This window comes from Mycobacterium sp. 23, from assembly GCF_048287075.1.
Classification (GTDB): domain Bacteria; phylum Actinomycetota; class Actinomycetes; order Mycobacteriales; family Mycobacteriaceae; genus Mycobacterium; species Mycobacterium gordonae_B.
Genome location: NZ_JBLVUX010000005.1, coordinates 4,970,788 through 4,994,847, shown reverse-complemented (window position 1 = coordinate 4,994,847; position 24,060 = coordinate 4,970,788). Strand labels below are relative to the sequence as shown.

At 65.2% G+C, this 24,060-nt stretch carries 16 protein-coding genes; 6 read left to right on the top strand and 10 right to left on the bottom strand.

Going from position 1 to position 24,060, the window contains the following annotated elements:
* Nucleotides 1-2: 2 nt before the first annotated feature.
* Genes ACNQS7_RS24315 through ACNQS7_RS24300 form a run of 4 tightly spaced genes read right to left on the bottom strand, consistent with a single transcriptional unit; the run spans nt 3 to nt 5,155 of the window.
* Entirely contained in the window at nt 3-1,727 is a 1,725-nt protein-coding gene (locus ACNQS7_RS24315) for an FAD-binding protein (RefSeq protein ID WP_418014542.1), read from the bottom strand.
* Nucleotides 1,724-2,644, bottom strand: coding sequence for a 3-carboxyethylcatechol 2,3-dioxygenase (locus ACNQS7_RS24310; protein ID WP_418014541.1), 921 nt, complete (start codon nt 2,642-2,644; stop codon nt 1,724-1,726). The genes ACNQS7_RS24315 and ACNQS7_RS24310 overlap by 4 nt, the downstream gene beginning before the upstream one ends.
* On the bottom strand, nt 2,592-4,292 hold the full coding sequence (locus ACNQS7_RS24305) for a bifunctional 3-(3-hydroxy-phenyl)propionate/3-hydroxycinnamic acid hydroxylase (RefSeq protein ID WP_418014540.1): 1,701 nt from the start codon (nt 4,290-4,292) through the stop codon (nt 2,592-2,594). The genes ACNQS7_RS24310 and ACNQS7_RS24305 overlap by 53 nt, the downstream gene beginning before the upstream one ends.
* Nucleotides 4,292-5,155: an alpha/beta fold hydrolase gene (locus ACNQS7_RS24300; protein WP_418014539.1), complete on the bottom strand. Its 864-nt coding sequence runs from the start codon at nt 5,153-5,155 to the stop codon at nt 4,292-4,294. Before ACNQS7_RS24300 ends, ACNQS7_RS24305 begins: the two co-directional genes overlap by 1 nt.
* A 115-nt stretch (nt 5,156-5,270) precedes the next feature.
* Here ACNQS7_RS24300 and ACNQS7_RS24295 point away from each other — a divergent pair, with 115 nt between their 5' ends.
* Nucleotides 5,271-5,936: an IclR family transcriptional regulator gene (locus ACNQS7_RS24295; RefSeq protein ID WP_418014537.1), complete on the top strand. Its 666-nt coding sequence runs from the start codon at nt 5,271-5,273 to the stop codon at nt 5,934-5,936.
* Nucleotides 5,937-5,950: 14 nt separating this feature from the next.
* Nucleotides 5,951-7,591, top strand: coding sequence for an FAD-dependent oxidoreductase (locus ACNQS7_RS24290; protein WP_418014536.1), 1,641 nt, complete (start codon nt 5,951-5,953; stop codon nt 7,589-7,591).
* Here ACNQS7_RS24290 and ACNQS7_RS24285 read toward each other — a convergent pair.
* Entirely contained in the window at nt 7,581-8,798 is a 1,218-nt protein-coding gene (locus tag ACNQS7_RS24285; protein ID WP_418014535.1) for a sensor histidine kinase, read from the bottom strand. The two genes, ACNQS7_RS24290 and ACNQS7_RS24285, sit on opposite strands and share 11 nt — an antisense overlap.
* Nucleotides 8,799-8,892: 94 nt before the next feature.
* On the opposite strand from ACNQS7_RS24285, the gene narL reads away from it, so the two are divergent.
* Nucleotides 8,893-9,546 carry a two-component system response regulator NarL gene (gene narL, locus ACNQS7_RS24280; RefSeq protein WP_055580500.1) on the top strand — a complete coding sequence of 218 codons (654 nt, stop codon included), beginning with the start codon at nt 8,893-8,895 and terminating at the stop codon, nt 9,544-9,546.
* 22 nt (nt 9,547-9,568) lie between these two features.
* Here the strand turns inward: narL and ACNQS7_RS24275 are convergent, their stop codons facing one another.
* The 5 genes from ACNQS7_RS24275 to ACNQS7_RS24255 all read right to left on the bottom strand — a co-directional run bounded on the left by ACNQS7_RS24275 (nt 9,569) and on the right by ACNQS7_RS24255 (nt 19,642).
* Nucleotides 9,569-10,774 (bottom strand): sensor histidine kinase, encoded by a 1,206-nt coding sequence (locus ACNQS7_RS24275; RefSeq protein WP_418014534.1) that lies wholly within the window; start codon nt 10,772-10,774, stop codon nt 9,569-9,571.
* A gap of 99 nt (nt 10,775-10,873) precedes the next feature.
* Nucleotides 10,874-12,142 carry an MFS transporter gene (locus tag ACNQS7_RS24270; protein ID WP_418016127.1) on the bottom strand — a complete coding sequence of 423 codons (1,269 nt, stop codon included), beginning with the start codon at nt 12,140-12,142 and terminating at the stop codon, nt 10,874-10,876.
* A 311-nt stretch (nt 12,143-12,453) separates the two neighbouring features.
* Nucleotides 12,454-12,753 carry a PE family protein gene (locus ACNQS7_RS24265; RefSeq protein WP_418014533.1) on the bottom strand — a complete coding sequence of 100 codons (300 nt, stop codon included), beginning with the start codon at nt 12,751-12,753 and terminating at the stop codon, nt 12,454-12,456.
* A gap of 153 nt (nt 12,754-12,906) precedes the next feature.
* A complete protein-coding gene (locus ACNQS7_RS24260) occupies nt 12,907-13,068 on the bottom strand; it encodes a hypothetical protein (protein ID WP_418014531.1) in 162 nt (53 codons plus the stop codon).
* A gap of 55 nt (nt 13,069-13,123) precedes the next feature.
* A complete protein-coding gene (locus tag ACNQS7_RS24255) occupies nt 13,124-19,642 on the bottom strand; it encodes a PPE domain-containing protein (protein WP_418014530.1) in 6,519 nt (2,172 codons plus the stop codon).
* A 735-nt stretch (nt 19,643-20,377) separates the two neighbouring features.
* On the opposite strand from ACNQS7_RS24255, the gene ACNQS7_RS24250 reads away from it, so the two are divergent.
* From ACNQS7_RS24250 to ACNQS7_RS24240, 3 genes are all read left to right on the top strand, one after another.
* A complete protein-coding gene (locus ACNQS7_RS24250; RefSeq protein WP_418016126.1) occupies nt 20,378-22,357 on the top strand; it encodes a PPE family protein in 1,980 nt (659 codons plus the stop codon).
* A 43-nt stretch (nt 22,358-22,400) separates the two neighbouring features.
* Nucleotides 22,401-23,093 (top strand): TetR/AcrR family transcriptional regulator, encoded by a 693-nt coding sequence (locus ACNQS7_RS24245; RefSeq protein WP_418014529.1) that lies wholly within the window; start codon nt 22,401-22,403, stop codon nt 23,091-23,093.
* A gap of 334 nt (nt 23,094-23,427) precedes the next feature.
* Nucleotides 23,428-23,997: a TetR/AcrR family transcriptional regulator gene (locus ACNQS7_RS24240; protein ID WP_418014528.1), complete on the top strand. Its 570-nt coding sequence runs from the start codon at nt 23,428-23,430 to the stop codon at nt 23,995-23,997.
* Nucleotides 23,998-24,060 lie beyond the last annotated feature (63 nt).

Below are 24,060 nucleotides of genomic sequence, written 5' to 3'. Positions count from 1 at the left end.
CGTTACCTCCTAGGAGAGTTAAGGGTCTGTGCGGCTGCGTGTTTGGCGGCGACGAAGCCGAAGGTCATGGCGGGGCCGATGGTCGCCCCGGCGCCGGCGTAGCTGCGTCCCATGACCGGTGCCGCGGTGTTACCCACCGCGTAGAGACCGGGCACGACGGTGTCATCGGATCGCAGCACCCGGGCGAACTCGTCGGTGCGCAGGCCGCCGGACGTGCCGAGGTCGCCCGGCACGATGCGGAAGGCGTAATAGGGAGGGTCGCCCAGCGGATACAGGTTGGGGTTGGGCAGCGTGGGGTCGCCGTAGTAGTTGTCGTAGACGCTGTCGCCACGGTTGAAGTCGTCGTCGTGCCCGGCGCGGGCCAGTTCGTTGAAGCGGGTCGCGGTGGCCCGCAGTTGTGCTGCCGGAACATCGATCTTGGTCGCCAATTCCTCCCAGCCGCAGGCCGCTTTGACGACGCCGGATTGCAGCCACGCTTTCGGGACCTTGCGTCCGGTGGGCACCGGCGCGCCGGGAATCTTCGGTATCGGCAGATGCCCGCCGACGACGTAGCGGTTGAAGGACCGGTGATCGGTGATGAGCCAGCACGGGATGTGCGTGACCCCGGTCTTGTGGCCCTCGATCATGGCGTGACCGAAATCCATGTACGGCGCCGCTTCGTTGATGAACCGCCTGCCGTCCCCGTTGACGATGAACTGCGAGGGCATCATCCGCTCGTTGAGCATGAATTGCATTCGCCCGTCCGGCCATTGGATGGCGGGAAACCACCACGCCTCGTCGAGCAGATCCGCGGCGGCGCCGACCTGCTGCCCGGCGCGGATGCCGTCCCCCATTGCGGCCGGGTTGCCGAAGCTCCAGTCCTGGTCCACCACCGGTTGGTGCTCTTTGCGCCAGGCCATGTCATGGTCGAAACCGCCGGAGGCGAGGATGACCCCGCCGCGCGACCCGATCCGCACCGGCTTGCCGGCGCGGTGCACCCGGGCACCGGTCACCGATCCGTCGGAGCCGGTCAGCAGCTCACTCAACGGCGTGTCCAGCCACAGTGGGATGCCGCGCTCCTTCATCGCCAGCCGCAGCCGCGCGGCCAACGACTGTCCGATGGCGGCGATCCGCTCGCCGAACACCCGCGCCCGCACCATCCGCGAAAGCAACTTGACCAGAACCACTTTGCCGGCCCAGGACTGCCGGATCAGGTAGAAGGAACGCAACTCCCTGGGCCCCAGCCATATCCCCTTGGGTGCCAATGCCAGCGGTTGCAGCAGGTGGGGCTCGTCGTCACCGAGTTGCCGTAGGTCGATCGGCGGCACGTTGATGGTGCTGCCGAGTTCGGATCCACCCGGCAGCTCCGGGTAGTAGTCGGCATAGCCTGGCTTCCAGACGAATTGGAGCCATGGGCTGAGTCCTTCCAGGAACTCCAGCATCCGCGGCGCCGATTCGACGTATTGGCGGATCCGCGCGTCACTGACCAGGCCCTCGGTGATCTGCCGCAGGTAGCGGACAACTTCCTCCGGCGACCGCGAATAGCCCGCCCGGCGCTGCGCGGGGGCACCGGGCACCCAGATTCCGCCGCCGGACAGGGCGGTGGAACCCCCGAACTGTGGCGACTTCTCGATCACCAGCGCGTCCAGTCCGTGTGCCGCCGCGGTCAGCGCCGCCGTCATGCCACCGCCGCCGGAACCGACGATCAACACGTCCACCAGGTGATCGAAGTCATCGACCGACGTCATTCGATCGTCTCCGCCGTCCGAATGGCGAATCCGGCGATCAAGTCGGCGGCCTGCCGGTAGTAGCGCACCGTGGTCCGGTAGCTTCCGGCCGTTGCCAGTGCCGCGAAAGCCGCGATCCAGGTGCGGATTTCATGCGCCGAACTGCCGCCCTCACGCGTCACGAACGTGTTCGACCAGCCATCGAGATCGGCAAGATGACCGGTATCGACGATGTCGAGGAAGCGCTGGTCCCACGCGGGGTTGAGGGGTTGCAGATCGCCGGCACCACCGGCGAAGCTCCTGGCCACCTCGATCACCTGGGCCTGCCGGGCCTGACGCTGTTCGGCACTCAGGGGCTCACCGTGCACGATGCGCCGCAACTGCGCCGCGGCCGCGGTCGCGAGGGTGGGCACCGGAGGGCTGTGCGACAGCCCGCCCGATCCGAGCACCAGCACCCTCTTGTCCAGGGCGGCAACGAAACTGCCTACCGCGGCACCCAGGGCCCGGCACCGGCGCAGCGGGCCCAGCGGCTCCGCCACGGCGTTGATGAAGACCGGGATCACGGGAAGTGCGGTGGCACAACCGAAGAGCTTCTCCAGCGGCTGCACCGTGCCATGGTCGACGTCCATGCTCGCCGATACCGCCACGTCGACGCCGGCATCCAGCACGGCCTGCACGCACTGCCCGGCGATGTCCTGCGCGACGGGCAACGGGCCGGCATAGGTGCCGTAATCACCGACCCCGTCGGCCTGCAGGCCGATACAGAACGGTGGCATCACCTTGTAGAAGAATCCGTTGTAGTGGTCCGGGGAAAAGATGACCACCAGCTCGGGATCGAAGGCGGAGACGAAATCCCGGGCCCGCGAAATCCCGGCCTCGACGTCGTCAAGCAGATTCCGCGGCGGCCCCGGTAGATTCAGCAGCGGGCTGTGGGACATACAGCAAAGAGCCAGTGGCACTGTCCGATTCACCCCCTCGCGGCGTCAGCGAGAGCGCATCGATCAGGGCGGCGCTCAACTCGGCGGAGCGCTGCGCAATGCAGGCACCGGCGATACACCGATCGGGCCGCAGGAACACCACCGACTCTTCGTGGTGATCGAACCAGGCTTTGAGGTGCCCACCGCGGTCACCGACGACCACCACGTCGGCGTCGTCCTGCCCGGTCCACCCCAGCTGTGTCAACGGTCGTAGCGCAATGAAGCGCGCTCCCAAGCCTTTCCAGTCTGCGAACGCGGCCTCGCCGAGGATCTTGCGTGGGTTGTTGTTCCAGCACAGCACGGCGAACCAGTTGCCCAGCACATCGTCGAGCAGGACGTCGCGCTGCGTCCGGGTGTCGACACGAGGCTGAATGAACAGAGTGCCGGTCGGCGAACCCGGCCGCGGGGGCACACCGGCCGGATGCGCCACCGCGCCGTGCTCGTAACGAGGCATCGGCTTGAACCTCATTTCCAGCACATACCGCTTGAGCGACGGCACAATCGACGCCGACCGGATCACCGCGTCACGCGCCCTGGCGACGCGGCGATTGGTCGGCGAGATGACCCGGCCCACCATGGTGGACAGGTCGATCATCGCTCGGGCGTGCTTGCGCCGCTCCACGTCGTAGCTGTCCAACAACGGCTCAGCTGCCCGGCCCCGGAGCACCGCGGACAACTTCCAGCCGAGATTGGCGGCATCGCGGATGCCGCTGTTGTAGCCCTGTCCCTGCCACACCGGCATCAGGTGCGCCGCATCCCCGGCGAGCAGCATCCGGCCACTGCGGAAGTTGCCGGCGATCCTCGAATGGTGGGTGTAGACCCGGCGGCGGATGACCTCGACCCGATCGGGATAGGGCACCATGCGCGCCAGCATCCGGCGCAGGAACGCCGGGTCCTCGGCCTGCTCGTCGGTCTCGTCGGCGTGAATCATGAACTCGAACCGCCGGATTCCGTGGGCGATCGAGATGGAGGCGTACGGGCGTTCCGGGTCGGCCCCCACTTCGCTGTTCGGGTGACCCAGCGGGTCGTTGGCGATGTCGACGACCAGCCATCTGGTCGGCGACGTGGTGCCGTCGAAAGACACGCCCATCACGCCGCGGGTGACGCTGCGCCCGCCGTCGCAACCGACGACGTACCGTGCCCGCACCGGCACCGGGTCCGCACCGCCCAACTCGGCACGCACCCCGTCACCGCCCTGCGCACACCGGACCATCGGGCTGTTCCACCGCACCTGGACGTGGGCGAACCGGTCCAGGCCGCGCAACAACTCGGCGTCCACCAACGGCTGCACGAACCCGTTGCGCTTGGGCCAGCCGAATTGCGCGTCCGGCGGCGCCATTTCGGCCAGCACTCGCCGCTTCGCGTCGTAGAACCGCAGGATCTGGTTCGGGACGGTGTGCGGCAGAACCTGTTCCACCAGACCGATGGATTGGAATGTGCGCAGACCCTCGTCATCGAGGCCCACCCCGCGTGGGTAGTCGATCAGTGTCGCGCGTTCCTCGGCCACCAGGGTCCGGACACCCTGCAGGCCAAGGATATTGGCCAGGGTCAGACCGACCGGCCCGGCGCCGACGACGAGTACGTCGACGTCAGTCCCGTGCCCGGTCATCAGCGGCCCAGCAGAAAGTCGAGATGCAGGCGGTTGAACGTCTTGGCGTCCTCGTACTGCGGCCAGTGACCGCAGCCCGGCATCACCTCGAATCGGGCGCCGGGGATCATCGACGCCATGCGGCGCCCCTCGGGCACGTCGGCGGTGGGATCGTCGCTGGTCCACAACACCAGCGTGGGCGCGGTGATGGATCCGTACTCCCTCGGCCCCAACAGGTTTCGCGCCCGGATCTGCGGATCTTGCAGTGCCATGATGTCGCGCATCGCCGCAACGAAACCCGGCTGCCGGTAGATGCGCTGCCGGCTGGCGACCAGGTCGTCGTAATCCTTCGATTTGTCCGCCATCAACCATTTGATGCGCGCCTGCACGGTCTCCCAGGCCGGGTCCTCAGCGGCTGCCATGGACAGCGTGATGATTCGCTTCATCACTTCCGGGTCCGCCTGCGAGCCGCCCGCGGTGTTGAGGACCAACCGGTCGATGACGTCCGGATGGTCGATGGCGGCGCGGGCGGCTACCCAGCCGCCCAGCGACTCTCCACTCAGGTGGATGCGCTCGGCCCCGATCGTGCGGACCACCGCCATCAGGTGTTCGACATAGTGGCGGATCTCCAGCGGGTGCCCCGGCTTGTCGGTGTACCCGTGCCCGAGCATGTCGATCGACCAGGTCCAGAAATGCTCGGCGTGGGCGGCGAGGTTGCGTACGTAGGCCTCCGCGTGGCCACCCGAACCGTGCAGCAGGATCAGCACCGGCTGACTCGGGTCGCCCGCCTGCAGATAGCGGGTGCGGACGCCGCCGGCCGTCAGGTAACCCTGGGAGAACGCCACCCCCTGCAGATCGCTCCACACGCTTTCGAACTCGGTCACGGTTCCTTCCGGCGAAAATGCGGTTCTCGTTTTCGGCATCTTGTGTGTGCTAATATCGCACACTAATGTGCGTTATATATAGAGCTTCGCTCTCGCCGAAAGGTCTGTCAAGGCCGTGACGGGTTCCCAGACGCTGGCCAGAGGCCTCACGGCCCTGCAGTTGGTGGCATCCTCCTCCGGTGGGCTGACCATGCAGGAAGTCGCCGATCAGGTCGGGGTGCACCGCACGATCGCATATCGATTGCTGGCTACCCTGGCGGAGTTTCGGCTGGTCGCCAAGGGCGAGGACGGCCGCTTTCGTCCGGCCGCCGGGCTGGCGGCACTCGGCGCGTCGTTCGACCACAACGTCCGGCAACTCTGCCTACCCACGCTTCGCTCACTGGCCGACGAACTCGGCACCACGGTGTCGCTGCTGATCGCCGAAGGCGACGAGCAGGTGGCGATCGCGGTGATCGTGCCGACCCAGGTCGCCTATCAGCTCGCCTTCCACGAAGGCAGCCGCTACCCGCTGGACCGGGGCGCGGCGGGAATCGCGCTGCTGGCGAACATGCCGCCCCGCCCGGGCGAGCGAGATCTGGTCAGCGCGGCGCGTCGGCGCGGTTGGGTCACCACTCACGGCGAGATCGAGCCGAACACGTACGGCCTGGCGGTGCCGGTCCGTCGTCCAGCGCCGGCGCCACCGACCTGCATCAATCTGATCTCCCACCGCGAAGACGTGGTGATGCGCGGCAAGGACGCGGTCATCAGCGCCGCGGAGCAGCTGTCCGCGCTGCTGAGCTGAAAGGACTCGCAGGCATGCCGCAGGGTGAAAACCGGTTCTGGGACCACGAATACGATGTCGTCGTGCTCGGCAGCGGCGGCGCCGGCCTGACGGCTGCGCTGACCGCCGCGATCGCGGGTGCCACGGTCGGCGTGTTCGAGAAGTCCGGGACCATCGGCGGGACGACCGCGGTGTCCGGCGGGATCGCCTGGATTCCGGCCCACAACCGTTCTCCGGCAGGGGAATTGACAGCTGAGGATGCGTTGCGGTATTTGCGCGCACAGTCTTTCGGCTCGATGGACGACGCCCTGGTGGAGACGTTCGTGCGGACCGGGCCGTCGATGCTCGACTTTGTGGAGAAGTACAGCGGTGTGCGCTTCGAGATCGCCGACGGCTTTCCCGACTACCAGCCCGAACTGCCCGGCGGCCAACCGTCCGGCGGCCGTTCACTGAGTGCGGCGCCATTCGATCTGAGCCGGATCGGCGAATGGGCCACCCGCATCACCGCGTTCCCCGCCGACTGGTCCAACGTCGGGTTCGACGCCGAAACCAGGGCCCGCCTGCACGCCGACGTGGAGCATTCCGGCGACCTGTGCGTGGCCGGCACCGCGCTGATCGCCGGTCTGCTCAAGGGCCTGCTGGACGTGGGGGTGGCACCGTGCCCCAACTCCCGGGCCACCGAACTCATCGTGGACGACGGAGCCGTCACCGGCGTGCGGATCGCCGGCCCCGAACTGAGCATGGATGTGCGTGCGCGCCGCGGCGTCATCCTGGGCACCGGTGGGTTCGAGTGGGATCCATTGCTGATCAAGGCTTTTCTGCGCGGGCCCATGCACGGTGCCGTTTCACCGCCGAACAACACCGGCGACGGTCTGCGCATGGCGATGGCTTTGGGCGCCGACCTGTCAAACATGGGCGAGGCCTGGTGGGTACCCATCGTGCGCATCCCCGGCGACACCATCGAGGGTCGACAACGCAGCCGCAGTGTGCGACTGGAACGCACCCGCCCGCGCAGCATCATCGTCAACCGGGCCGGCCGGCGGTTCGTCAACGAGGCCGGCGAGTACAACTCGATGGCCGGCGCCTTCCATTACCTCGATCCCCGCGGCGGCTACGTCAACGACCGCGCGTGGATGGTTTTCGACTCGATTCACCTGCACAGCTACGGATTTCTGGGCATCGCGCCGGGAGAGCCGGTGCCGGAATGGTTCTGCGAGTCGGCCGATCTCGCTGAGCTGAGCGCCAAGACCGGCATCGACGCCGCCGGGCTGGCACGCACGATCGAGCGGTGGAACCGCAACGTCGCCGCGGGCGCAGACCCGGACTTCGGGCGGGGCTCCAGTGCGTACGACGGCTACTGGGGTGATGACCGCGCCACTACCCTGGCCGGAAAGACGTTGGGGCCCATCGATACCGCCCCCTTCTACGCGGTGCCCGTGTGCGTGGGGTCGATGGGAACCAAGGGCGGTCCGCGGACCGACCCCGACGGCCGGGTGTTGCATGTCGGCGGCCAACCGATTCCCGGCCTGTTCGCCGCGGGCAACGCGATGGGCGGGGTGACTGGACGGGCCTACGGCGGCGCCGGTGGAACCCTGGGTCCGGCAATGGTTTTCGGGTACCGGGCCGGGTACGCGGCCGCTCGAAACTTTTGCGAAGGCGAGTCCGTCAAGCCTTGAGCGGCACCTCGACGCATACGTGCGTCCCGGTGGGTGCATCGAGGAAGACGAAGGTGCCGCCCGCGGCGTCCACGCGGGCGCGGTGCGAAGCCAGGCCGATGTGCCCCTCCCCCAGCCGCCGCGCCATCGTGTCGCCATTGACCCCCACCCCGTCGTCGCCGACGGTCAGCACGCACATCTCGTCGGTGATACCGAGGGTCACCGAGGCGTTCTCGGCCCGGGAGTGATGCACCACGTTGGACAACAGTTCGCGCACCACACCGAACACGATCGGGTCGATCGCGTTGCGTATCGGGTAGTCGATGTCGGTGGTCACCTTGATCCCCGAGCGCTTGGCGGTGAACGCGGCCAACTGTTCCACCGCAGCCCCCAGCCCGACCTCTTCCAGCACGGCCGGATGTAGCTCGAACGTGGCGTGCCGCAACCGCTCCGACGCGCTCTGCAGTCCCGCCAAAGCCCGGCTCACCCGCTCGTCATCTGGGTGGTCGAGCTCCAGTTCGATGAGCTCCTGGCGCGCGGCCAGCACATCCTGCAGCGGCCCGTCGTGAATGGACTCCGAGATGCGGCGCTGCAGCACTTCGGAGGCAGTCATGGTCTGCGCCAACAACTCTTCACGCAACGCGCTGAGACCGGCGACCGAGTGCGCGTGGCGCTCCTCGATGCGCACCACGACCAGCGCGGTACCGCACAGGAACGCATACAGGGCGAACCGAAAGACGGCCTCGGGCCAGCCGATCGCCCTGACCATCACCGGGTCCTCGACCACCGCCAGCGCAAAACCGACCAGGGTGAAGGCGAGCACCACCGCGGCCCGCCGGGTCGACACGTCCAGGCCCACCAGCACCGGCAGCAGAGTCATGATCAGCAGCGGATAGATCCCGTCGGTGGACAGCATCTGGTAGCCCGTCAACGCGATCACGTCGATGGCGGTGAACGCGAAGGGTTCCAGTCGGCGCATCCCTACCAGCGGTCCCATGCCGATCCAGGCGCGTGATGGCGCAAACGCCAACACCAACGAGCACACCGCGATCCCGGCGTAGAGGGCGATCAGGACACTTTGCTGCGCCCACTCAGAGCGCCGCGTGCCGATGAGCATGGCGGCGATCATCAGCGCCACGACCCCGACTCGCAGCACGGAGGCGATCCGGTAGGAGCGCAACCGGTGCACCCTGCGCACCCGGTCCAGTTCGACGTCACTGGTCGCCACAGGAACACCGTACTCACCGGACCCCGGAAAGCTGCCACGCCGCGAGGGAGGCCAAAGTGGTCGGATATTTGCGGGCAGCCGCTACACTTTCGCCATGGTCGGCGCTGCGACCCCTGAGAAGGTCCGTGTGGTGGTCGGTGACGATCACCCGCTGTTCCGCGAGGGCGTAGTGCGCGCGCTCTCCCTGAGCGGCTCGGTGAATGTGGTCGGCGAGGCCGACGACGGCTCGTCCGCGCTCGAGTTGATCAAGACCCACAAGCCCGATGTCGCCCTGCTCGACTACCGCATGCCGGGGATGGACGGTGCGCAGGTGGCGGCGGCGGTGCGCAACTTCGACCTGCCGACCCGGGTGCTGTTGATCTCGGCGCACGATGAGGCGGCGATCGTCTACCAGGCCCTGCAGCAGGGGGCGGCCGGTTTTCTGCTCAAGGATTCGACGCGCACCGAGATCGTCAAGGCCGTACTCGACTGCGCCAAGGGCCGCGATGTGGTGGCTCCTTCGCTCGTCGGCGGGCTCGCCGGCGAGATCCGTCAGCGCGCCGCCCCCAGCGCCCCGGTGCTCAGCGCGCGAGAGCGCGAGGTGCTGCTTCGCATCGCCCGCGGCCAGAGCATCCCGGCCATTGCGGCCGAACTGTATGTGGCGCCCTCGACAGTCAAGACGCATGTGCAGCGCCTCTACGAGAAGCTCGGCGTCAGTGACCGTGCGGCCGCGGTCGCCGAAGCGATGCGCCAGAAACTGCTCGACTGAACCCCGCCGCGCGCAGCACGGATCACTTCTTCAGCGGCACCTGTACGCAGACGCGGGTACCGCTGGCCGCTTCGAGGAAGACGAAGGCGCCGCCGGCGGCTTCGACGCGGGCCCGGTGCGAGGCCAGGCCGATGTGGCCTTCTCCCAGCCGGCGCGCCATGGTGTCGCTGTTGACGCCCACCCCGTCGTCGGCCACGGTCAGCACGCACATGTCGTCGGTGACGCCGAGCGTGACCCAGGCGTTGGAGGCCTGGGAGTGGCGCACCACGTTGGACAACAGTTCCCGCGCCACACCGAAGACGATCGGGTCGACCTCGTTGCGCATCGGGTAGTCGATGTCGGTCGTCACCTCGATACCCGAGCGCTTGGCGGTGAACCCGGCCAGTTGCTCGACCGCCGCCGCCAGCCCGACCTGCTCGAGTACGGCCGGGTGCAGCTCGAATGTGGCCTGCCGCAGGCGTTCCGACGCGCTCTGCAACCCGGTGAGCGCGCGGGTGACCCGATCGTCGTCGGGGTCGTCGAGTTGCAGCTCGATGAGCTCCTGACGCGCCACCAGCACATCCTGCAACGGGCCGTCGTGGATGGACTCCGAGATGCGACGCTGCAGCACCTCAGAAGCGGTCATGGTCTGCCCCAACAGCTCTTCGCGCAGCGCACTCAGGGCGGCAATCGAGCGGGCATGGCGCTCCTCGATGCGAACCGCCACCAACGCGGCCACGCACATGAACGCGTACAGCCCGAACAGGAAGACGGTGTCGGGCCAGCCGATCGCCCGCTTCTGCAGATGGTCCTGGACCCCGGCGAGCGCGAAGCCGACCACGGTGAAGGCCAGGATCACCGCCGCCCGCCGGGTCGACATGTCGACCCCCACCAGCACCGGCAGCAGGATCATGATCAGTAGGGGGTAGACCCCGTCGCTGGATACCAATTGCAGGGCGGTCAACACAATGACGTCGATGGCCGTGAACGCGAAGGGCTCCATCCGGCCGACGCCGAAGCGGGGCCGGTCGAACCGCGTGAACGCCAGTATCAGGGCAGACACCGCGGCGAAGGCGTACAGGACGATCAGGGCGATCTGGCTGCCCCATTCGTAACGCGGTGCGGCTACGACCATGGCGCCGATCACGAAGGCCAGCACACCGATCCGCAGGACGGCGACGATCCGATAGGAGCGCAGTTGGTGATTCCTGCGCACCCGGTCGAGTTCCACGTCGCTGGCCGATGCCACCGAAACACCTTACTCAGCGCGCGTTCACACCGGAAACCCAATGCGCCGGCCCAGTATCCGCGCTCCGACTCTGGTTGCTGATCAAGGAGAATGGGTCGCTCACGCGGCGTGGTGGGCGGGCTGGTGGACCGATTTACTCAGGGTCCGGGCCAGCGGCAGGCACAGGGCGGCACCGAGCGCTCCGGCCGACACCGTGACGATGGCCACCAGTTGGTGTCCGCCGTGAATCAGGCTGTAGGAGGCGAGGATCGGGGCGACCACTGAAGCCACCGCCACCGACATCGACCAGATCCCGTGGTAGCGGCCGCCGGTGGCAGTGGGCGCGATCCGGTGCACCACACCGGCCGCGATGACGAACCAGGCGACCTCGCCGGGCGTCGACATGGCGGTGGCCAGACTGAAGTCCAGAGTGGTGTGAGCCAGCGCCGCCCATCCCATGCTCGCCGTCGTCCATATTCCGGCGAGCGCCAGGATGTCGAGCCGCGGGTGGAACCGGGCCGCCACCTTCCTGCCGACCCACGGGGTGATCACCGGGGTCAGCGCGAGCCCCGCGAGCGCGTTCGCCAGTTGTGCCCAGCCGAATTGACCGGCACCCAGACCGCGGTCGGCCATCAGCATGGGGATGGCAGCGTACAGCCCGCGGACCGCGATCAGGGTGGCCAGGCTCGAGGCGAACAGCAGCATGAGACGACGGTCCGATAATGCATTGCGGTAACTGATGTTTCGGACCTTGGGTGCCGTCGTCACCAACCGGGGCGGGCGGCCGGGGATGCAGAAGCCGGCGACGACGGCGAATGTCAGGCAACCGGCGGCATTGATCCAGAACAGCACCGGCACACCTACCACGCCGACGAGCATTCCGCCGATCCCGCCGGTGATGGCGCGCCCGATGCTCACCACCCAGCCGAAGCGGAAGGCGTCGAGTCTGGCGCGGCGTTGCGGGTCCGGAACCAGGTCGGCGATGGCGGCCCCCAGCACCGGGCGCGGCGCGTCGTACACGCTGCCGGTGATAACCGCCCCGAAAAGCAGCGCGGGCACGCTGCACGCCTGGGCCATCAGCACCAGCACTACGGCCGCCACCAACATGGTGGCCACCAACGTCAGGCGCGCGCCGATCCGGTCGGCCAGCCACCCGCACAACAACTGGCCGACCGCCCAGCCCACCCCGAAAGCGGCCAGGACCGCGCCCACCGCGTCGGCGGCGTGATGACGTCCGGCGACGTGGTAGGCCAGGAACGGATATGCGAAACCCGCGCCGCGCACGACGAAGTTGCCGCCCAGCAGCAACCAGATGACCGCGGGATATCCGCTGTGCGCGGCCTGGCCGGACGCCGTGGCCGGGTGACGCAGCAACCGGGTGCTGCGCAGTACCCCTGTGGCCCGGGACTTTTCGGCCGGACGTCGGCTGCCGCCGGCACACCGGCGGTATGCGACGGGCTCGTCGAGGTTCTGGAGGTTGGCTGCGCCTGACACCGCTGTAGTCACCATCCGAACGTTAGGGATGATCACGCTTCGATAACTCCACCGATCGGACGCAACAGTGGCGGATGTCTGTCGGCTGATCGGGGGACACTCAGTGGGCGCCGCCAACGATGGTGGAACTTTCTGTTTGACAACAAATTCCGCGTTGATCCAGCCCACGACCCCGACGAGACCCGCCGGTCCGTGCCGAAGATGCCTCAGCGCACCGCTGCCGCGTTGGCGGCTTCGGTCACCGCGTAGCAATCGCCGCTGGCGGCGAGGGTGCTTACGAAAAGCTCGTGGAACGCCGCCGCCTGAGCGCTGATCGCCTGATACATGGCGCCGTGAGCTGCGAACTGTGCTGCGGTCAGAGCCGACACCTCGTCGGCCGCGGCCGGCACGACGCCGGCGATCGGGACGGCAGCGGCGGCGTTGCTGGTGTTCATTACGGCGCCGATCGACTCGAGGTTGGCCGCGGCCGAATTCAGCATTTCTGGCTGGCAGGTCAGGAAGGACATGCCAATCAGGTTGCCGTCGTGCGGCGTTGCTGTCTGTCGGCCGAGCGGTCAGTGCCTGGGTTGAATCGCGTCGTCCACCGATCGTCGGATGCGACGTCCCCCGGTCGGTGCTACCGGGGACGCGCGATGACGTAGGCCAGGGGACCCGAGCTGCTAGGCGTCCGAGGGTGAGACCACAACCACCGAATCCATGGGCCCGGGCTTCTGAGTATTGGGTTCAACATTCATCGTGCAACCGGCGAGCAGCGTGGCGGCCAAGACCGCCAGCGCCGCCAGCGCCGCACGGAGCACGGGTACTCCTACGTTCGGGTTCATATCTCTTCCTCTCCTATTTTCCTGAATCTCACTGCCTTTGCAGTGAGTTCCTGGTTCAGGCCGCAGTGTGGAAGATGCCCGTCAGGGAGTTACCGATGTTGCCAAGGCCCGACAGCAGGGTCGTGACTACGGATTGCCCGGTGTTGGCAATGCCCGATACGCCACTGCCGAGGTTCGAGAAGCCCGAGATGAGGTTGCCGTAGTTCTGGTAACCCGAACCGCCGAACACGCCTGCAGCGTTGGTGTTGAACCAGCCCGACAGGCCGACACCGTTGTTGCCGTACCCCGAGTTTCCGCCCGCGCCGCTGTTGAAGAAGCCCGACGAGGGATTGGCGCTGGTGTTGAGGTAGCCGGGCCCGCCGGGGATGTTGATGGTCGCGATAGTCGTGCTGGGCAGATGGATGCTGGGGATGGTCAGCGCCGGGGTGGTGAATGACCCCAGGCCTATCGACGGGATGGTGAACGGCTGGGTGGTGAACGCCTGGGTGGTCAGTGCCGGCAGGGTGGTTGCACCCAGCCCGAATGGACCCACTGTGAATGGGGGCGTCGTGATCACCGGGGTTGTGATATCGGGCAACGTAAACCCACCCACACCTATCGGGCTGATCGTCAACGCCGGAGTCGTGATCGCCGGCGTCGTGATATCCGGCAACGCAAACCCACCCACACCAATCGGGCTGATCGTCAACGCCGGAGTCGTAATCGCCGGCGTCGTGATATCCGGCAACGTAAACCCACCCACACCAATCGGGCTGATCGTCAACGCCGGAGTCGTAATCGCCGGCGTCGTGATATCCGGCAACGTAAACCCACCCACACCAATCGGGCTGATCGTCAACGCCGGAGTCGTAATCGCCGGCGTCGTGATATCCGGCAACGTAAACCCACCCACACCAATCGGGCTGATCGTCAACGCCGGAGTCGTAATCGCCGGCGTTGTGATATCCGGCAACGTAAACCCACCCACACCAATCGGGCTGATCGTCAACGCCGGAGTCGTAATCGCCGGCGTCGTGATATCCGGCAACGCAAACCCACCCACACCAATCGGGCTGATCGTCAATGCCGGCGTGGTGATATCCGGCAGCGTGAAGCCGCCCACCCCGATCGGGCTGATCGTCAACGGCGGAGTCGTGATCGCCGGCGTGGTGATCGCCGGCAACCCGAACCCACTGACCCCGATGGGGCTGATCGTCAACGGCGGAGTCGTGATCGCCGGCGTGGTGATCGCCGGCAACGCAAACCCGCTCACACCAATCGGGCTGATCGTCAACGCCGGAGTGACGATGTCCGGCAGCGTGAAGCCGCCCACCCCGATCGGGCTGATCGTCAACGGCGGCGTCGTGATCGCCGGAGTGGTGATCGCCGGCAACGCAAACCCGCTCACACCAATCGGATTGATCGTCAATGCCGGCGTGGTGATATCCGGCAGCGTGAAGCCGCCCACCCCGATCGGGCTGATCGTCAACGGCGGAGTCGTGATCGCCGGCGTGGTGATCGCCGGCAACCCGAACCCACTGACCCCGATGGGGCTGATCGTCAACGGCGGAGTCGTGATCGCCGGCGTGGTGATCGCCGGCAACGCAAACCCGCTCACCCCAATCGGGCTGATCGTCAACGCCGGAGTGACGATGTCCGGCAGCGTGAAGCCGCCCACCCCGATCGGGCTGATCGTCAACGGCGGCGTCGTGATCGCCGGAGTGGTGATCGCCGGCAACGCAAACCCGCCCACTCCAATCGGGTTGATCGTCAACGGCGGCGTGACGATGTCGGGCAGCGCGAACCCGCCCACCCCGATCGGGCTGATCGTCAACGGCGGCGTGGTGATCGCCGGGGTGGTGATCGCCGGGAGGCTGAAGCCGGCCACCTGGATCGGGGCAATCGACAATGCCGGAGTCGTGATATCCGGCAACGACAGCGACCCCACACCAATCGGATTGATCGTCAACGCCGGAGTCGTAAACGCCGGAGTCGTGATATCCGGCAACGACAACGCGCCCACACCAATCGGATTGATCGTCAACGCCGGAGTCGTAAACGCCGGAGTCGTGATGTCGGGCAACGACAATGCGCCCACGCCAATCGGATTGATCGTCAACGGCGGCGTCGTGATCGCCGGCGTGGTGATCGCCGGCAGGCTGAAGCCGGCCACCTGGATCGGAGCAATCGACAATGCCGGGGTCGTGATGTCCGGCAACGACAACGCTCCCACGCCAATCGGATTGACCGTCAACGCCGGAGTCGTAAACGCCGGAGTCGTGATATCCGGCAACGACAACGCCCCCACACCAATCGGATTGACCGTCAACGCCGGAGTCGTAAACGCCGGAGTCGTGATATCCGGCAACGACAACGCCCCCACACCAATCGGATTGACCGTCAACGCCGGAGTCGTAAACGCCGGAGTCGTGATATCCGGCAACGACAACGCCCCCACACCAATCGGATTGATCGTCAACGCCGGAGTGGTGATCGCCTGGGTGGTGAGCTGCGGCGTGCTGAAGCCGCCGACGGCGATGTTGTCGACGCTGAACCCTGGAATCGTCAGAGGCACGGTGTTGATCTCGGGCAGGGTAAACGACCCGACGGTGATCGGAGGAATCGTGAAGCCGCCGAGGGCGATACTGGTACTGAACGGGGGAACGTAGAAGGTCTTGATTCGAAGGGTCAAGCCTTGGCTCGCGATGGGCCCAACTTGCAGATACGCCTGGGGTCCGCCGGCACCTGGATGTGCATAGCCGGCAGTGTTGTTGACGACGCCCCCGCCGATCTGCGGCCATGTGTTGGCCAGTCCTGTTTGCAAGAAAGTAATGTTGTTAGGAAGAAATGCAACAAAAGGAATTGTGATAGAAGGCGTTGCGAAATCAAATGGAATAACAACTTCGGGGGTCCAGAAGCCTCCGCTGGGGCCTCCTACCGATATTGGGGTGATCGTGGTTTGAGGCACGCTCAGAGCGGGCAGGGTAAATGCATTAATTGTCGTGCCCGCCGGGATGCTGATCGGTGGAATAGTTATCGGCGGAATACCTACCGAGGGCAGTTGGAATGGTTGGACAGCGATCGGGGGAATGGTGATCGGCGGAATCGTCAGAGACGGCACCGACAGTGTCGGCAGGTTGAACGCACCCAGCGCCGTGCCTGCCGGAATCGTTACCGACGGCACCGTCACCGGAGGCACCGACAGGGCCGGCAGATTGAACGCGCCCAACGCCGTCCCCGCCGGAATCGACACCGACGGCACCGTCACCGGAGGCACCGACAACGTCGGCAGATTGAACGCGCCCAACGCCGTCCCCGCCGGAATCGACACCGACGGAATCGTCACCGAAGGCACCGACAACGTCGGCAAATCAAACGCGCCCAACGCCGTCCCCGCCGGGATGCTCAACGACGGCACCGACAACGCCGGCAAATCAAACGCACCCAACGCCGTCCCCGCCGGAATCGACACCGACGGAATCGTCACCGAAGGCACCGACAACGTCGGCAAATTGAACGCACCCAACGCCGTCCCCGCCGGAATCGACACCGACGGAATCGTCACCGGAGGCACCGACAACGTCGGCAAATTGAACGCACCCAACGCCGTCCCCGCCGGAATCGACACCGACGGAATCGTCACCGAAGGCACCGACAACGTCGGCAAATTGAACGCACCCAACGCCGTCCCCGCCGGGATGCTCAACGACGGCACCGTCAACGCCGGCAGATCGAACGCACCCAGCGTCGTCCCGGCCGGAATCGACAACGAGGGAATCGTCAACGACGGCACCGACAGCGTGGGCAGGTTGAAGGCGCCCAACGCGGTTCCCGCCGGGATTGTCAACGAGGGCACTGTCAGCGTCGGCAGGTCAAACGCGCCCAGCGCCGTCCCGGCTGGAATCGTCAGGGACGGAATCGTCAACGACGGCACCGTCAATGTCGGCAAATTGAAGGCGCCCAACGCGGTTCCCGCCGGGATGCTCAACGATGGAATGGTCAGCGACGGCAGGTCAAATGCACCTAACGCCGTCCCGGCCGGAATTGACAACGACGGAATCGTCAACGACGGCACCGACAACGTCGGCAGATCAAACGCACCCAACGCCGTCCCCGCCGGAATCGACAACGACGGAATCGTCAACGACGGCACCGACAACGTCGGCAAATTGAAGGCGCCCAACGCGGTTCCCGCCGGGATTGTCAACGAGGGCACTGTCAGCGTCGGCAGATCAAACGCACCCAGCGCCGTCCCGGCCGGAATCGTCAGAGACGGAATCGTCAACGACGGCACCGTCAACGTCGGCAAATTGAAGGCACCCAACGCCGTCCCCGCCGGAATGCTCAACGACGGAATGGTCAGCGACGGCAGGTCAAACGCACCCAACGCCGTCCCCGCCGGAATCGACACCGACGGAATCGTCAACGACGGCACCGTCAACGTCGGCAGATCGAACGCACCCAACGCCGTCCCCGCCGGAATCGACAACGACGGAATCGTCAACGACGGCACCGTCAACGTCGGCAAATCAAACGCACCCAACGCCGTCCCCGCCGGAATCGACAACGACGGCACCGTCAGCGTCGGCAGGTCAAACGCACCCAACGCCGTCCCCGCCGGAATCGACAACGAGGGAATCGTCAACGACGGCACCGACAACGTCGGCAAATCAAACGCACCCAACGCCGTCCCCGCCGGAATCGACAACGACGGAATCGTCAACGACGGCACCGACAACGTCGGCAAATCAAACGCACCCAACGCCGTCCCCGCCGGAATCGACAACGACGGAATCGTCAACGACGGCACCGACAACGTCGGCAAATCAAACGCACCCAACGCCGTCCCCGCCGGAATCGACAACGACGGAATCGTCAACGACGGCACCGACAACGTCGGCAAATCAAACGCACCCAACGCCGTCCCCGCCGGAATCGACAACGACGGAATCGTCAACGACGGCACCGACAACGTCGGCAAATCAAACGCACCCAACGCCGTCCCCGCCGGAATCGACAACGACGGAATCGTCAACGACGGCACCGACAACGTCGGCAAATCAAACGCACCCAACGCCGTCCCCGCCGGAATCGACAACGACGGAATCGTCAACGACGGCACCGACAACGTCGGCAAATCAAACGCACCCAACGCCGTCCCCGCCGGAATCGACAACGACGGGAAGGTCACCGCGGGAAGCGCCAAGGTCGGCAAATCGAATCCGGCGAAAGTCGTGGAGGGAATCATCAACGGCGGCAGGGTGATATCCGGCGTCGTAATCGCGAAGGAGAGGCTGCCCTGGCCTACTCCCCGATAGAACACCCCACTATTCATGTCTCCGGTATTGAACAGACCATTATTCAGATTGCCGGTGTTGAAGGCGCCCGTGTTGACATCGCCCCCATTGAACCAACCGGTATTGGCCGCGCCCACGTTGAAGCCGCCACTGTTGGAGAAGCCGGGGTTGAAGTTGCCCATGTTGTAGCTGCCGGCGTTCAGGTTGCCCGTGTTGGCGTTACCCACGTTGAACATGCCGGTGTTGAACGACCCCGAATTGAAGAAGCCGGTGTTGCCCTGTCCGGAGTTGAAGAATCCGGTCCCAGAGTCTCCTGAGTTTCCGATCCCGAAGTTGCCGTTGCCGGAGTTGAAGAAACCGATGTTGCCATTGCCGGAATTAAATAGTCCGAGGTTGCCAAGGCCGGAGTTCAACCCGCCGATGCCGACTTGGTTGTTGCCGGTGAGCCCGATTCCGATGTTGCCAGTGCCGGTGTTCGCGAAACCGATGTTGCCGAGGCCGATGTTGGCGAAGCCGGTGTTCAGGCTACCGAGATTGCTGAAGCCCAGGTTGCCAGAGCCGGCGTTTCCGGCGCCAAAGTTGTTCGCGCCCAGGTTGGCCCAGCCGAGATTAGCGCTCCCGAAGTTGCCGCCCCCGATATTGCCCAATCCGTTGTTGGCGGTGCCGACGTTACCGCTCCCGACGTTGGCGACACCCAGGTTCACAGCAAGCGTTTCGGCCGCCGCGGGCGTGGCGGCCCCGAGCGTGGATGCCACCTGGGCAGACATGCCGGCCAGTTGCTCGACCGGCGCTGCAAACGGACTCAGCGCCGCAGCGATCGCCGACGCTCCCGCGTGATAGGCGCTCATGGCGGACACATCCAGCGCCCACATCTCCTCGTACGCAGCCTCCGTCGCCGCGATCGCGGGAGCGTTCTGGCCGAAGAGGTTCGACAACACCAGCGACACGAACCCGGTACGGTTCGCCGCCACCAGCGCCGGCTGGACGATCGATGACTGGACCGCTTCGAACTCGGCCACCATAGCCGCGGCATGCACAGAGGCATGCTGGGCTTGAGCCGCCGTCCCCGATAGCCACCCCGCAAACGGTGCCGCCGCGCTTGCCATCGCCATCGCTGACGGCCCCTGCCACGCGGCGTCGACCAGGCCGGCCGTTATTGAGCTGAAGGAATCCGCTGCCGAACTCAATTCTTCCGCCAAGTCCGCCCAGGCCGCGGCGGCCGCGGACATCGGCTGCGCACCCGCACCAGTGAGTATCAAGGCCGAGTTGATTTCCGGCGGCAACACAGAAAAATTCACAGCCTGAACCTCTTTCAACGTTCCAACAGTAACCACAGTGACCGGCGCAACGCGGTTTTTAAATCGCTGGCGGCAGTTCTGTGAATAATGGCTACGATGCCACTTCACTGCTTCCAATTTTGGTTATCGGTCATCCCGATCTTCCCGCGCCCAACCCCTTACTTGCGCGCGAGGCTGAGTGCGGAGATCGCTTTATTGCCAGGCCGCGATGGTAGCCGGAGACGAACCCAATTCGTAGACAGTCCGGCAAAACGAAAAGCCATTGTCCCCAGCGAGACATCCATGTCCCGGACGTGACGGCAGTCTCTCAAACTGCCAGGTCGGGCGAGGACGTACGTGGCGAGACACCCGCGTCACACACATGACAGGAGAGTCTCGACTTGCGTCTGACTCGTAAAAAATCTGTATCAGGTACCAAGCGATGGTTAACATTCCGACGTGCATCGCCTGAACGCGCCGAGTGAGAGAAAGGCACCCACAATGACATTCAAAATTTGGCCCAGGATATCCAAGATTCAGGCGTTGGGTAGAGTTCTGGCCCTCATCATTGGAGCGGCCTTATTTGACATGTGGTACGGATCGAACGTCGGCTGAGCCCTCGATAACCACGTAGCCCCAGTCGATTCGCATCCGCAGCGCGTCAACGACCATTTGACGAGCTTTGGTGAGGTTCACCCATGTGGTGATCTTCCACTATAAAAGAAGGGCATTTCGTTGACATCGCCGCATTATTCGATGTTGCCGCCTGAGGTCAATTCCACGCGGGTTTTCACCGGTGCGGGGCCGGCGCCGATGCTGGCCGCTGCGGCAGCCTGGGACGTTCTGGGCGACGAACTGCACACCACCGCTGCCTCATTCGGATCTTTAACCTCGAACTTGGCCGGCGGGTGCTGGCACGGTCCCGCATCCGTCGCGATGACGGCCGCGGCGACTCCCTATTTCGAATGGCTGAGTGCTTCTGCCGCGCAAGCTCAGGGTGTGGCCGGTCTGGCGCGGGCGGCCGCAGCAGAGTTCGAAGCAGCACTGGTCGCGTCCGTGCATCCGGCAGCGGTGGCGGTGAACCGCGCGCGGGTTGTCGCACTGATCTCAACCAACCTCTTCGGGCAGAACACCCCCGCCATCGCCGAGGTCGAGTCCTTTTACGAGCAGATGTGGGCCCAAGACGTGTCAGCGATGGCGTGCTACCACGCCGGAGCATCGGCGGTGGTGGCCGAGTTGGGACCCTGGCAGGAGAAACTGCAGAGCACGATTGGATCTGCGCGCGCGGCGTGGAGCCCCTCGGTGCCGGACCCGGGAACCCCACTTCGCGCCGTAGCCAGCAGCATCGAAAACTCCGCAACCGCGAATAGCGCTGTCGCACAGACAATTGGCCTGGTCATGGGCGGCAGTGGTACTCCCATACCTCCGCCCAAATATGTGCAGCTCGCCAACGACCTCTACATCAGTCGAGGCTTTCCCGGGGTGCTCGCGCAGCCACTCTTCACCCCTGAAGGGCTGTACCCGGTGATCGCGGTCAAGAACCTGACTTTCGACATGTCGGTAACCCAGGGCGTAATCATCCTGGACCACGCCATCCGAGGCCAGCTTGCGGCCGGCAACAGCGTCGCCGTCTTCGGCTATTCCCAGAGCGCCACCATCTCAGGTCTGACCATGGCCAACCTCGCAGCGTCTATCAACCCGCCGACACCCGACCAGCTTTCATTCACCTTGGTCGGCAACCCCAACAACCCCAATGGTGGTGTCGCGACACGGTTTCCGGGAATTTCGTTTCCCAGTCTCGGAGTCACAGCCAGCGGACCCACGCCGGACAACCTCTATCCGACGAAGATCTACTCGATCGAATACGACGGCGTCGCCGACTTCCCGCGGTATCCGATCAACGTCCTATCCACCCTCAACGCACTTGCCGGGACCTACTACGTGCACAACGACTATTTCTCACTCACGCCGGCGCAGCTCGATTCGGCGATTCGGCTGACGAACACCGTGGGTCCCACGATGACCGAGTACTACATCATTCCCACCGCAAACCTGCCGCTGTTAGAGCCGCTGCGCGCGATACCCGTTCTGGGAAACCCGCTGGCCGACCTCGTGCAACCGAATCTGAAAGTGATCGTCAACCTCGGCTACGGAGACCCCAACTTCGGATATTCAACCTCGCCGCCAAACGTTGCCACCCCATTCGGCCTCTTCCCGGAAGTCAGTCCGTTCGCCGTCGCCGACGCACTCACCGCCGGCACTCAGCAGGGGATCACCGACTTCGGCTACCACCTGGCCCATCTGGATCTGCACCAGCCGACGTATCTCGGCGACCCTACGACGAGACCGTCTGCTTCACCGGGCTTTTCGGGGACAAGTCCTGGCACGGTCGTGTCACTCAACGACCTCATCGATGCCGCGCAAGCGGCCAACACCAACCTGGCAAACACCGCCGCAAAGGTGGCCGCAACAAGTTACGCGACATTACTGCCTACTGCCGACCTCGCCAACGCGGTCGTCACCAGCGGCTTGTCCTACAACATCAACCTCTATCTGGAGGGCATTCGCCAAGCGGTCAATGGTGACCCGATGGGACTCGTCAACGCGATCGGATATCCGCTCGCGGCCGACGTTGCGCTGATTGCGGGGGTAGGTCTGCTCCAAACCCTCGTATTCGTGGTCGCGGGGCAAACGATCGTCGGCGATATCTCTGCACTGATCTCTTCACCCAACTGATTGGCACGCGCCCAAGGCGCTCTCGAGAAAGAAGCACATGGCCATGGATCAAGACCGCCTCTTGCGCGCCGCCGCGGCGTTTCTGGGCCGACGCCCCAACGCGACTCAAGATGAAATCGCCTCTGCTATAGGCATCAGTCGAGCAACCCTGCATCGCTACTTCGCAGGGCGTGCCGCTCTGATCGAAGCACTTGAGCAATTGGCGCTGTCCCAGGTACGCACGGCGCTCAACAACGCCCGCTGGCGGGAAGGACCGGCCGCACACGCCCTGCAGCGGTTGGTGGCTGCGTGCGAACCGGTGTCCGGATACCTCACCCTTCTCTACACCCACAGCCAGGAGTTCGACATCGACGAGTTGAAGCAGGGCTGGGCCGAGATTGACGGCGAAATAAGGGAGTTGTTCCTGCGAGGCCAGCGAGACGGTGAGTTCCGGCCCGACCTGACCGCGACCTGGTTGACCGAAGCGTTCTACAACCTGGTGGCCGGAGCGGGCTGGTCCATCAGGTCCGGCCGAGCCGCCCCGCGCGATTTCACCGAGATGATCACCGAACTCCTGCTACGGGGCGTGTGCGCTCATGGTGCGCCTGGGTCGTCCACTCCGAGCTACCCAGTGACGCGTCGGCATTCGGTACCACGTCGGGGGATAGCCACGCATGGATCGACACTCGATGCGCCCAGCATGGGGCGTGAAATCGGCTTCGCCTCGAAGTCAGACGCGCGGTCGATAACTTCTTGAACCTTCGGTTCAGCTCACTCACCGCGCTGACGACTCCCACCCACCACGAACCGAGGATGCTGGCGTCTATCCGCCATGACGACGCTACGCACTACTCCGGAATGGCCGAGAATATTTCGTTTTCTGGATCCCGCAGTACGCCCGTGCAGCGTACTGACTGGCGGCAAGCACAAAGCCCAACGATGTCCATAAGAACTAATTAAGAAAGCGTTCTACAAGCAAGGCAGCGAGTTATCGTGTTGACGCACATTTTGCCCATCCGAAGGACTGGCCCCATCGAAAACCGCGCAATTCAGCCACAAAGGTCACGTAGTCACACTTGCGCTGCACTTTCATGCCGCTCGTAAAGGACCAGCGCCCAGCGTCACCCGACCACGAGCGACTGCTACGGGCCGCTGCGGCGTTCTTGGGCAGGCGCCCAGAAGCGACGCAGGACGAAATCGCCGCAGCCATCGGGATCAGCCGGGCTACCCTCCATCGATACTTCTCCGGCCGTGCCGCGCTGGTCGAAGCGCTTCAAGAACTCGCGCTGACCCAGGTGCGCGAGGCGCTCAAAAAGGCACGGTCGCAGCACGGAACGGCAACGCAGGCACTGCAGCGCCTGGTAGCGGCGTGCGAACCGATATCGGGCTACCTGACTCTGCTCTATACCCACAGCCAAGAGGTCGACAGCGAGGAGATACGTCAGGGCTGGGATGAAATCGACGCCGAGATCAGGGGATTGTTCCTCCGTGGTCAACGCGACGGTGAATTCCGCCCCGACCTGACGTCAACGTGGCTGACGGAGGCGTTCTACAACCTGATCGCCGGAGCCGGCTGGTCCATCCGGACCGGAAGAGCTGCACCCCGAGACTTCAACGTCATGATCACGGAGCTCCTACTGGACGGGGCCTGCCGGTGCTGACTTCACGGACACCCGTGCGGAGGTGTTTGGCAGGGTGTGGCCGGCGAATGTTCTGACATACCA